Source organism: Aliiglaciecola sp. LCG003, assembly GCF_030316135.1.
In the GTDB taxonomy this organism is placed as follows: Bacteria; Pseudomonadota; Gammaproteobacteria; order Enterobacterales; family Alteromonadaceae; genus Aliiglaciecola.
Map to the genome: position 1 here is coordinate 1,268,198 of NZ_CP128185.1, position 11,504 is coordinate 1,279,701.

Genomic DNA, 11,504 nt, shown 5'->3' on the forward strand with positions numbered 1-11,504 from the left:
TATATATTACTGTTTAAGTAAGTCTAACAGGCTCGATTTTGTTTTTTGAATTGAGTAATTCTTAACAGACTGAATTATTTTCTCTGAGTTAAATGTGTTGGGGGTGAGTGCTTGAATCATTTTTGTCAGGGCTTCTTGATCATCAGATTCGCTCACTGTAAAACCATTTACACCTTCATTTATGAGATAGGGAACTCCGCCTTTGCGGTTACCTACAACCGCACAGCCACAGAAATTAGCTTCTAGATAGACCAAACCAAATGATTCATCATACTCGGATAAAAGCCAAAATAAATCCGCGCCAGAATAATAATCTACAAGTTGTTTCCGCTCTAACCCTTGAAGTATCAATACCGAACTTTGCAAGTTATGTCTCTCAACGTGAGATTTAAACTCATCTACAAATGGCCCATTCCCAATGACAATCCAGAATAATGGCTGTTTTTCACATAACTTTTTAAACAAGTGTAGTTTGCGCACATAGCCTTTTTTTGTAGTTAAACGACTAACCGATAACAAAATTCTAGTATCCGTTTTAACGTTATATTTTTCACGCAAGTCTACTTTCAAAGGTGAAAACATGGATTCATCTATACCATTCGTAATAACTACAATTTTCTCTGTTAAATGAGATAATTGTGTCATCGAAACAAATTTGTGCTTCATGTAGTCACTGACTGCGATGATGTGTTTGCAGTGTTCCAGTAATTGAGTATATTTTTTCTTGAAGCCGAGCAATCTAAATATGGGTTCAGGTTTAATATAAATATTCTCTGGTTCGCTACCGTGTAAGTATACCCAGCATTTAGCTTTTATATGTGCCGGGAAATATCGTGCAGCCACTAAACTTGCCCCTGTATCATTGACAATAATATCGTCAAACTGGTCTAGGTTTAGCTCACGTAGCGTTTTCCAAAAGCCTAAAAACCTGAAAGGCCATGCCGTATCTGCTTGTATTATAGGAAATGTTTCTTCTATGAGATGACCTTTATCTAAGGTCACTAGGGTAAGATTGCACTCATGCTGAATTAGTCGAGCAATATCCCGAGCCACTGAACCCGCGCCACCAACCTCAGGCGGGTACTGATAAGTTATTAACAGGACATTTTTCAAGATTTTGTTCTTTCTGTTTTCATTTGACGATTGTTTAATACCAATGTTCAAGGTTGACATTGAGCAGTTTTTCGAGTCTTTTGACATCACCACTATAATGATTCTGGAGCATTGCTTTGGTAGCAGGATCTATCCGTGGCTTCTCGACTTTTTTCATGTTTTTTAACCTAACGTAATTCCTAATTTTCCATCGTGTCGCTTTTGGTAGAAATAAGCTACCAATCGTACCCATCCATTTGGGGGGAGTAGTAACAAAATGAGTAAGCTTTGCAGATCTTGCTACCTTGCTTGGGTTGTGTACTTGAAATTCGGCTGGACAAATATGAGGTAAGCCTAAAAAATCTAATAGTCCGGTGTAACTTGCTTTATTATTATTTTTGAAATCATCAAACCATATGATGTGAACATTTTCCTTACCCATAACCTTCAAATAATGTTCTACATGATCACAATATAATCCAAGACTTTGGTATCTAGTTGTATATTCCAATCTAGCATTTTTAGGAATATTATCCCCAGTTATTCTCGATGGTTCCAGATCCCATGCTTCTTCAAAAGTATTTACTACTTCACGAGTACTGAATTTTGCCTCGTAGAACATTGAATAGGCTACTTCTACAGGGTTCCTTAGCATAATGACAACTTTAGAATCTGGCGATTTTTCTAAAAATTCATATGGTGCGGATTCTGAATACAAATAGGTTGGTGATGCATCCAACGCGTAAGTTTCATCATCCCATTCTTTAAACCAATTAAGGTAGGATTTTTCATTAATTAATTCAGCATAACGAACAAGATCTTTGCCAAAAAAAGTGAACTCCTTCTGCAATGGTGTGTAAATATCTGGGTGCGCCATCAAATGTCGCGCCATTGCTGTCGTACCGGATTTTGGTGCACCGACAATATATAAATTTGGATATCTTGCTAACGAGCTCATCTAATTTAGGTCCGTAATAAGTGTGTTGAGGCTTTTGACTGATCGTTCAATACGATACTTTTCACCTACTAATTTGGTAGCGTTGGTTTTCATGCTGGCATAATCATTTTCTGAAAGGTTGATTAGGGCTGTAATACCGCAGGCCATTTCTGATGGCGATTGAGTTGCCACTAGGTAACCCGTCACGCCGTGCTCTACAATCTCTTTATTACCCGTAGGGCAATTTGTAATCACGGCAGGGACGCCCAAACATTGGGCCTCTATTGCTGCGTTGCACAGTCCTTCATAATCGCTGTTTAGAACAAAAGCCTTAGCGTTGGAAACATAAGGATAAGGATTAGTGACAAATCCTTTGAAGCGTATTTTGTCTGCTATTCCTAATCCATGAGCTTGTTGCTCTAATTCTTTACGTAATGGTCCGTCACCTAAAATAAGTAATGGGATTTGTTTGTCTGGGCTCAATAACGCATAGGCCTCTATCAAAATGTCGTAGCGTTTTTGCTGGGTTAGAGAGCCAACGGATACTAAGTATGATCCATTGGCTGGGGTTTCAACGCTGGTATCACTAGCCTTATCAACCAGAACATCAATGTTGAAACCATTGCGTATCATATAGGTTTTACCAGCTGCATAGGGATAGAAATCGACAAAGTTATCTTTTAATTCATCACATAGGACGATGTAAGCAGTAGCGTGTTGATACAGCCAATAGAAGATCTTTTTTCGCCAATCATCCTCTTGGTTAGCTGGGTTGTTCGCTACTCGCACAACCCAGCTCGTTTTTAATCGGCACAGTTTCAGCGCTAACCCGGTAAGCAGGCTCGGAAATGACCAAACACTGATGAGGATGTCTGGCTTTATCTGGAGCAAGTTTTTTATCAATAGCAAAAAGCACCAAGGAAGATACACCGCGGAGCGCTTTTGCAAGTCAACTAATTTAACATCATCAGGTACAGGGTAAGTCACTACCTGATTCAATAATAAAACAGTAATCTCTAAATTCTCTCTATCCATATTGCACAGAAGATTACTCAGCGCTCGCTCGGCGCCGCCTTTTGAGAGGGTGCTACTGACAAAACACAGTTTTTTCTTTCTACTACCGGTTAACTGCATTATGACAAGTCCTGAGATTTAGTGTGCTTGGCAAGCAGCAACTTTAGTTTTAAGTGGTCGGTGATCCGCTGGCGAATGTCATTCGATAGTATGGCCAAACATGGCAGGATCACATACTTCATTGGGCTGTTGCTTTGTTCGGATTGTCTTAGTTGGGTAAGCAGTTTGCTCACCAACTTATTGGGTGAGGCTTGGTCAATAAAATGTTGCAGTTCTTGTTCACAAAAATGGTCATGACCTTGGCGAACTCGATCATGATGTAGCTTATGGATATAGCGCCTTATTTTGTAGCGTTTTAGGCTCATACCACTGGTGATACTAGCATTATGAATACGGTATTGGAGTAGTGCGACTGGCAAGTTATGAATTTCAATTTCGGCATCAATTAATCTATATAAAAAGTCATAATCTTGCGCCGTAGATAAATTACGATAGCCTTTAATTTTGTCGTAGGCTTGCTTGGTAAACATCCAAGTGGGATGACATGCCACAGAGCAATAGGGGATCATCTTTTTCATCAGCGCATAATCTGACTGAAAATATTGTTTGCCAAGCACATTGCCCAGTTCATCTATATTTTCTATGGCACTGCCCACCAAGCCTACCTGCTGATTTGCCAATAAGAACTGATATTGAACTTTCAGTCGTTCCTGATAGGCAACATCATCGGCATCCATTCTGGCGATAAAAGCACCTGTTGATTGCTCAATTCCCTTCATTAAAGATTTTGCCAAACCAAGATTGCTGGCATTTTCAATAATGACTATTCGCCCATCACTAAGCTGTTTCTGATACAGATATTCTCGTATAGATAGGTTATTTGGGTCATCCAAAACTATGATGAATTCAAAGTCTGCTAAGGTCTGTGCCAGAATTGAATCTACTGCTGCCCCGAACCAATCTAAGGGTTCTCGATAGCATGCCATTACAACGGAAACTATAGGTGGCTTTGGGTTAAGATTATTGGTCACGGCGGTCTAAACCAATAAAAGGGGTGATTAAATACGCTGCATGTTTATGGATCATGTTGTCCCACAAAAACTCAATGCCTGCGGCTTTTGCATTGTTTGCTATAGCCGCTCGACTTGTATTATCCATCAAACTGACTTGTTGAATAACATTCGCTAAAGCTTCGCTGCTCTTGGCTTTAAATAATATTGCTGTCTTGCCATCTTCGATAATATCAGGGGCGCCTGATTCATCTGAAGCACAACACAACATCCCAGCAGACATCGCCTCAAGCAAACTAACTGGTAAGCCCTCAGCGTCACCATCGGCCGTAACGATTGATGGCAAAACAAATAGATCTGCTTGGCTTAAAACACGAAATTTGTCTTGTCCATTTACGAATCCATGAAACTTTACGGAATTGGATAAGTTAAGGGCGTTGACCTGTTGTTTTATATCACCAAGTAAAGGGCCGTCACCCAACAAGTCTAGTTGGACAGGAATACCTTTGTTAAGCACATCCGCCATCGCATGAAGTAGATAGGTTACGCCCTTTTTTTCGGCCAAGCGGCCAACAAATACTAATCGTAGTTTCCCATCATTTACTTGCTGGTTTTCATCTGCGGAACAATCTGGCAAGTTCAGATCTACTCCCATTGGCAGCACGGTCGACTTAACTTCAATTTCGTCGCGGGTATTTGAGTCGAAAAAGTCTAGGGCTTGATTTCTTCCCCTGCTGCCTGCGAACGATATAGCTTTAAATTGGGGGAGAATTTTACGCACTAAATAATTGCCTAGAAAGGGGATTTTGCGCAAAATAGTGATATCAGCAGCGTGAGACGTTAACGTATGGGGAATCGAAAATTGGTTTGCAACACGGTTACACATCAGTCCCTGCGGAGTAAACCAATGGGAGTATATCAAGTCAATTTTATATTGCTGTACAATCCTACGAGTCGCGAAGTAACAAGCAGCCAATAAAAAAGGTACTTGAAATAAGCGTAGCGGTTTTTCTTTGATATTTGGCCAAATTGCCGGATAAACAAGAGTTTGAAAAGACTCAGGCTTGAAGTACTTATAGCGGTGTATATGGACTCCTTCCCAAACTTCATATTGACTCGCCTCTGGTGCATGTGGCACTAGAACATGCACATCAAAATCAGGGTAGTGTTTTTTTAAGTAGCGTGCCTGTTGCCAAACAAAATCAACCATGCCATCACCTTGATAACGTGGAAATGTAGACGCACAGATTAAAATTCGAGTTGTCATATTTAGCAATTCATCCCTGGACCTAGAAAGTTAATCTTTGTCCCGCTTTTGCGATTGCATTTCGAGCTCCATTCTCCGCACTTTCTCTAATGTTTGCTCAACTAAGTGACGATTGAAGTTGATCAAATCGGCCAATAAGGCGATCAAAAAAGTAATAAAACCCAGAACGGTTAGCGTGCCACCGATTATCAGGGATTGAATGTGGCCGCCACCGTCGCCGGTAAAATAGAAATACATGAAGCGAATAATCGGAATAAGACCTAGGGTGGTTAAAATCAGGCTGATAAAGAAGAACACTTTGAGCGGTTGGTACATGGTGTACATGCGCACTATGGTGGTTAGTTGGCGCTCAATGAATTTTGGGATACTGGTAAAAAGGCGTGACTCGCGGGTTTTTTCATTGGTTTCAACTGGCACTGAGGTAACGGCCATATGCTTCTTACCAGCTTGGATCAAGGCTTCTATGGTGTAACTGAAAGGCGATACGATATTAAGTTGCAGTGCTGCGTCACGACTATAGGCTCTGAACCCGCTTACCGCGTCAGGTACGTCTACTCCGGATAGTTGGCGCACCACAAAGCTGCCGAGGCGTTGTAGGAACTTTTTAAATGGTGAAAAATGGTTAATTTGAGCGGTTTTTCTATCTCCAACTACAACATCAGCACTGCCGTCGAGGATAGGCTGGATCAATTTAGGGATGTCCCAACCCGCATATTGGTTGTCACCATCGGTATTGACAATGATATCTGCACCGCGTTTTAAACACTCATCTATGCCTTTGCGAAAGGTGCGCGCTAAACCACGGTTGTTTTTATTAACGATGATGTGATCCACGCCAAGCTTTTTGGCGACCTCGATGGTTTGGTCTTTGGAGCCGTCATCAATAATCATGATTTCGACGCTGTCTATGCCTTCAATGGTTTTAGGAATATCATTGAAGGTAGCCGGTAAAGTGTGTTCTTCGTTGTAACACGGTATTTGTACAATTAGTTTCAAGCGACCTTCCTGTTCATATTTAAAAAATTCTGACGATCTATCATTGCTTAGGGTGCTAAGCACTACTCACATTGCTTGAAAAGTACTTTGCGAAATGCCTTTTTATTTAGGTGTTGAAAAAATAATCGAATTGCCGATAGTTTAAGCCTTTTTAGCATAGATAGGAAATTGCCTAAGTATGCCTTTCGGTTGTCGTACAACATTTCCTTGACTCTATCCCTGTTTGCTTTGCTCATAGTGACATTATTGAGTAAATAGTAACGATAGTTTATTTCATCAAAAAGACGCTTGCTGAGGTGCATGGTGCCCCATTTTGCCCCGGAAAATAAGTTGATCCCCTCACCACAACGGGTGGTGATTTTGCTCGTGAAGGTAATTATTTGACTATCACGGGTAATATCTAACCACATTAGGTAGTCCTCCCCGGCAAAGCGGAAGTTTTCTTTGAAGCGATTTTCGGCGTGCTTTTGCCGGTCATAAATAACCGAAGACGCGCCAATTACGTTCGCCGTGGTAATTTGCCTGACAATATCACCAGTATATTGGTAATTATGTTGATTATCTAATTGGACGTGCTGGGACGGCTCTATATAACCGGCGCGCTCAAAAGCGCCAACGGTTTGACCAATATGAGTGAAGTTGCTGAAATGAAAATCGCTGCCGATTGACATTGCCTGCATGGCTAATGCTAGGTGATCTTCCAACCATTCATCATCAGGGTCGAGTAAAGCTATAAATTTAACCGTTGGAGTGACAGCCTCAATACCGCTATTGCGCGCCGAGGCAACCCCACCATTTGGTTTTTCTAAAAGCTTAACTTTAGTCAATAATGTTTTATTACCCTCTAATTGAGCTAACTCGCTATGGCCGGCAATGGGCGAGCCATCGTCTACTACAATAATTTCTTCAATAGAATCGAATAACGTTTGTTTACCCACACTTTCTAAGGCTCTGACGAGTAAACCAGAGGAACGCTGATAGAAGGGGATAACCACCGAAATCATATGCTTCATAAAGCGTCAGTTAACCTTTAATTTTCTTAACTAAATTAATCACGCCCTTGGCGAGTGCGTTGGGGTAATAAGTTACATGTTCAATTTCTCGCAACGTCGAGTCTAAGCGCTTATGCCACTCCATCGCTTTGCCGTAAAATTCAATATTGCGAATTTTTTCGCTAGCGATATGCTCAGAATAATACTTAATCATTTCAATTTTAAGCATCAGCGCTGGAGACTGCTTATTAAATTCTTCATTGTAAGTGGTTTTTAGGATAATCAGACAATCATCTTGTTGAATACACAAATCAACAGCCACAATTTGTTGATTAATCAAGTAATACCAGCAGCAGGCTTTACCCTTTTCGGCTAGTTCACTTAAAGCCTGTTGATAGAATTTACCTTGAGTGTTGTCAGGCGAAATTGCGGTTCCTTGATCATTTTTCCAACCACTGCTTTCAATTTCACCGTATTTTAGAATAGCTTGTTTAACCTGTTCTGGCTTACTGACTTTTTGAAATGACAGGATGTCGTCAGCCCGAGCTGCACGGTTTATCACTTTATTGTAGTTCTGCCTCATGTTTTTGCCGAGAGACTTAAAAAAAACATCAAAATCATCGGGTATGGGGCGATTTCCAGTGGTGATGTAAGGCATTTTTTCAAATGCGCTGGGTGGGCTAAACTGGCTAAATTTACTGTCCATTTGTAACATGTCGAGCATCAAGACTTTGCCTGGCAGTGCACTGCACAGCTGGCTCATGTGCTCTTCACCAACATCTTTATCACGATGTAAAAACAATCCTAATGGGCACTGAGAAGGCATTGCGGTGGCCCATCGTCCTTTTCCAAGTGGCTTGAAAAAGCCTGCCATAACCAATTTGTCGTTATGTGTTGCTAGAACAAACTGTTCATCGCCAGAAAAAAAATGTTCAATTAAGCCGCCAACAAATTCAGGCTCAAAAAATGCCAAGTTCATAGTGTCACGATTCAACTTAGCCCAAGCTGATTGATGAGCAGGAAATTCAGAACAAGGGAATACTAACCAATTCATAGTGCATCCTGAGGGGTAAGTTGGTTGATAGTGTCTACCATGAAATCCAGTTGAGATTGATTAAGTTGCTGGTGACAAGGAATTTGAATTAAACGAGAACGATAAGCCTGACTCACTGGACAGTCACTGATTGCCACCTCTTCCCAACGTAAAATTTGGATACCCCGCTTGCGGATAGTATGAAAGTGCACTTGATCTTCGAGTAAAAATGGCACTACGTAAGGCACATCATCATTTAATGTTTTAAATAACGCCTGACCGACTTTTGGGTTATCAATTTTATCAACCAAGTATATAAAGTTGTTTCGGCGTTTTTGCTTCACTTCAGATAAATAGCTGCGACAGAAAATTTCTTTAGTATGTCGATAACTGGCTGAGATTAAATCAACCGGTTGAAAATAGCGTAGGTGACCGTCATCTTGGGCAACCTGCTCTGAGAGTGTTTCTGGCTGCGGGGACGACTTGGTGGCACTGAATTTAGATTTTAGTTTGTCGACGAACTGGGGAATACCGAATAGAAAGGCGCAAGCCTTAGCTTCCTCCGACACACCAACCTGATCCAACTTCGCCTCAAAAGGAGTTTTTAAATAAAGTGCACCGCCGTCTATGCTCGGTAATATCTTGTTAATGCTGCAAATACTGGCACTTACATCTAATGCAGGTGTCAATTGAGGATCAAAATGCTGCACAAAACGAAACATTGAATGGGCGCAATCTTCGATGATTTCCACCGGCTTGGAATGTAGATATTCAATTACCTGATCATTGTTTTGCCCAAAGCCAAAATATCTGACGACCACGCAATGAGTCACGTCTTCTGTCGCAAAAGCAGCATCTAGTAACGCTAAATCGACTGACAAATCTGCCTGCACGGGATAAAAGCGCACCTCGTAATCAAGCCAGATAAAGGGCTCAACTAAAGCCGGGCAATGATATGCTGGGATCAATATTACATTTTTGCCCGGTTTTTTTAAGGTATTGCCAGCGATACCAATCGCGCCACGCCCGTTACGAGTGAAAATAGCTTTAGACATGAAATCACGGCGGGGCCGAAATAAGCGTAAGTCTTTTAGCCGAAATTTGGGTGTTGCGGTAACGATAGGTACCGGAAACTGACTTGCATTTGCAATGGGTGGTAAAAATTTAACTGCCATGTGCCTCTTCAGACTTAAGGGCCTCTCCATGAGATGCCGTGATTCCCTAACTTATCAGCCCATATGCTAGGGCAAATTCAGTTAAATTGCTACGGTTAACATGGCTAAAATAGCTAAAATAGTCAGCTAGGATAAGGCTTAAAACCACAGCAGCTAATGCGCACAAAAGCGGATTAAGATATGCTACGCAAAATTTTTTAATCAGTAGTGGAATTGCATCGTGATAAGTGGCCATTTTTTTCCGTCGGGCGATAAAAAACTGTTCGTTAGCCAGTTCGGTCAACACCGTTCGGATAACACTATCTTACTGTTGCCATCGGTATTCGAAGAAATGAATTTGTGTCGTGCGATCATTGCCAAACAAGCGCAGTTCTTAGTTCAGCACGGTTATTGTGTTTATGTACTAGACTACGCTGGCTGTGGTGATAGCGAAGGTAATATAGAGCAGGTCGATGCAGGTATCTGGCAACAAAATATTATTGACTGCGTGTCTTGGCTTAAGCTGCAGGGCACCAGTAGTATTACCCTTTGGGGTGTGCGATTTGGTGCATTATTAATGTTTCAACAACTTGAACAAATCAATCAAATCCTAACCATAGACAAATTGTTGCTGTGGAAGCCGGTTAGCAAAGGCAAGCAGTTCATGACTCAGTTTTTGCGCCTAAAGCAAGCAAGCTCAATGATCCAAGGTGAAACCAAAACTAATTGGCGAGACAGTATTCTAGCCGGAAATAATACTGAAGTGGGCGGTTATGAAATCACTTCTACCTTATTAGAAAGTATTGATGGCTTAGAAATCCCCAAAAAATTGAGTGTTAATTTCCCCATACACTGGTTGGAGTTAGCCAGTAATTCCATTTCCCCCGCCGTGACCATACAAACCAAACATTGGGGTCAGAGTAACTTGAAATTAGGTTGTCTTGAAGGTAGTGCGTTTTGGCAGATACCTGAGATTTTTGTCCAAGCCCATTTGCATCAACCCACATTAGACGCATTGGAGGACAATGCATGAGTGCTACTAATACTGAAACACCGGTGGTGTTTTCATGCGGTGATAATCGCTTAATGGGCATTGTTCATCATGGGGAAGAGCAGGCAAAAGTAGCTGTTTTACTCGTTGTGGGAGGGCCTCAGTATCGGGTTGGAAGTCATCGCCAATTTGTACAACTGTCCCGTGCTTTGGCAAAGCAAGGCATTCCGTCGATGCGTTTTGATTACAGTGGAATGGGCGACAGCAGCGGCGATAAAAAAACCTTTGATAACATTTGCGATGATATTGCCGCCGCGAGCGATGTGCTATGCGAGCAATTAGGTGTAAATAAAATAGTGATTTGGGGCTTATGCGATGCAGCGTCTGCCGCCATGATCTATGCCGTTAAAGATCCCCGCGTGGCCGGTATTTTATTATTAAATCCATGGCTTCGAAGTGATGCCGCTATGGGTAAAACCATGCTTAAGTATTATTATATTCAGCGACTGTTGTCGAAAGATTTTTGGTTGAAACTATTCAAAGGAAAGGTCAATGTCGCCTCGAGTCTTGGCGATGCAAAAGGTTTCGTGCAAGACAGCGTGACCAGTCATGCACAGCAACAAGACAGTTACCAATCTAGAATGCAAGCGGGGCTTGCTGCTTTCAAAGGCAAGATCTGTTTATTGCTAAGTGGTGTTGATTTGACCGCCAAAGAGTTTGAACAGCAAACATTAGCCAACAAAAACTGGAAAGTCTTAAAATCACCACAAAGCCAAATCCATAGAATCGAGCGAGCTGATCATACGTTTTCCAGCAAGGTGTTCAAACAACAGGTTGAAAACATTACCGTGCAGTTTGTAAAACAGGTTAGCGATTCAATTTGAGCTTTGTGTATGATTGGTAAATGACGGAATTTAATTGCATTTTTTCGTACTTGGCTGGCAATATAGTAGCCTAA

General features: G+C 41.5%; 11 protein-coding genes. 2 read left to right on the plus strand and 9 right to left on the minus strand.

Going from position 1 to position 11,504, the window contains the following annotated elements:
- Window positions 1-6 precede the first annotated feature (6 nt).
- From QR722_RS05320 to QR722_RS05360, 9 genes are all read right to left on the minus strand, one after another.
- Window positions 7-1,173 (minus strand): glycosyltransferase family 4 protein, encoded by a 1,167-nt coding sequence (locus tag QR722_RS05320; RefSeq protein WP_286285966.1) that lies wholly within the window; start codon window positions 1,171-1,173, stop codon window positions 7-9.
- Entirely contained in the window at window positions 1,148-2,050 is a 903-nt protein-coding gene (locus QR722_RS05325; RefSeq protein ID WP_286285967.1) for a sulfotransferase family protein, read from the minus strand. The genes QR722_RS05320 and QR722_RS05325 overlap by 26 nt, the downstream gene beginning before the upstream one ends.
- A complete protein-coding gene (locus QR722_RS05330) occupies window positions 2,051-3,163 on the minus strand; it encodes a glycosyltransferase (RefSeq protein WP_286285968.1) in 1,113 nt (370 codons plus the stop codon). It abuts the gene before it with no gap.
- On the minus strand, window positions 3,163-4,134 hold the full coding sequence (locus QR722_RS05335) for a glycosyltransferase (RefSeq protein WP_286285969.1): 972 nt from the start codon (window positions 4,132-4,134) through the stop codon (window positions 3,163-3,165). Before QR722_RS05335 ends, QR722_RS05330 begins: the two co-directional genes overlap by 1 nt.
- Entirely contained in the window at window positions 4,124-5,380 is a 1,257-nt protein-coding gene (locus tag QR722_RS05340) for a glycosyltransferase family 4 protein (protein ID WP_286285970.1), read from the minus strand. The genes QR722_RS05335 and QR722_RS05340 overlap by 11 nt, the downstream gene beginning before the upstream one ends.
- A gap of 30 nt (window positions 5,381-5,410) precedes the next feature.
- The gene (locus QR722_RS05345) at window positions 5,411-6,376 is read right to left on the minus strand and encodes a glycosyltransferase family 2 protein (RefSeq protein WP_286285971.1); all 966 of its coding nucleotides are present in this window, start codon (window positions 6,374-6,376) and stop codon (window positions 5,411-5,413) included.
- Window positions 6,377-6,438: 62 nt separating this feature from the next.
- On the minus strand, window positions 6,439-7,389 hold the full coding sequence (locus tag QR722_RS05350) for a glycosyltransferase family 2 protein (protein WP_286285972.1): 951 nt from the start codon (window positions 7,387-7,389) through the stop codon (window positions 6,439-6,441).
- Between the two features lie 10 nt (window positions 7,390-7,399).
- A complete protein-coding gene (locus QR722_RS05355; RefSeq protein WP_286285973.1) occupies window positions 7,400-8,422 on the minus strand; it encodes a GNAT family N-acetyltransferase in 1,023 nt (340 codons plus the stop codon).
- Window positions 8,419-9,576: a PLP-dependent aminotransferase family protein gene (locus QR722_RS05360; protein ID WP_286285974.1), complete on the minus strand. Its 1,158-nt coding sequence runs from the start codon at window positions 9,574-9,576 to the stop codon at window positions 8,419-8,421. The genes QR722_RS05355 and QR722_RS05360 overlap by 4 nt, the downstream gene beginning before the upstream one ends.
- A gap of 220 nt (window positions 9,577-9,796) precedes the next feature.
- Here QR722_RS05360 and QR722_RS05365 point away from each other — a divergent pair, with 220 nt between their 5' ends.
- Window positions 9,797-10,588: an alpha/beta hydrolase family protein gene (locus QR722_RS05365; RefSeq protein WP_286285975.1), complete on the plus strand. Its 792-nt coding sequence runs from the start codon at window positions 9,797-9,799 to the stop codon at window positions 10,586-10,588.
- Window positions 10,585-11,430, plus strand: a complete 846-nt coding sequence (locus QR722_RS05370) for a hydrolase 1, exosortase A system-associated (RefSeq protein ID WP_286285976.1) — start codon at window positions 10,585-10,587, stop codon at window positions 11,428-11,430. Before QR722_RS05365 ends, QR722_RS05370 begins: the two co-directional genes overlap by 4 nt.
- Window positions 11,431-11,504 lie beyond the last annotated feature (74 nt).

Excerpts from the sequence above, each read along its gene's own strand:
- QR722_RS05320 (WP_286285966.1), bottom strand. The coding sequence starts at position 1,173 with ATGTCAACCTTGAACATTGGTATTAAACAATCGTCAAATGAAAACAGA.
- QR722_RS05325 (WP_286285967.1), bottom strand. The coding sequence starts at position 2,050 with ATGAGCTCGTTAGCAAGATATCCAAATTTATATATTGTCGGTGCACCA.
- QR722_RS05330 (WP_286285968.1), bottom strand. The coding sequence starts at position 3,163 with ATGCAGTTAACCGGTAGTAGAAAGAAAAAACTGTGTTTTGTCAGTAGC.
- QR722_RS05340 (WP_286285970.1), bottom strand. The coding sequence starts at position 5,380 with ATGACAACTCGAATTTTAATCTGTGCGTCTACATTTCCACGTTATCAA.
- QR722_RS05350 (WP_286285972.1), bottom strand. The coding sequence starts at position 7,389 with ATGAAGCATATGATTTCGGTGGTTATCCCCTTCTATCAGCGTTCCTCT.
- QR722_RS05355 (WP_286285973.1), bottom strand. The coding sequence starts at position 8,422 with ATGAATTGGTTAGTATTCCCTTGTTCTGAATTTCCTGCTCATCAATCA.
- QR722_RS05360 (WP_286285974.1), bottom strand. The coding sequence starts at position 9,576 with ATGGCAGTTAAATTTTTACCACCCATTGCAAATGCAAGTCAGTTTCCG.
- QR722_RS05370 (WP_286285976.1), top strand. The coding sequence starts at position 10,585 with ATGAGTGCTACTAATACTGAAACACCGGTGGTGTTTTCATGCGGTGAT.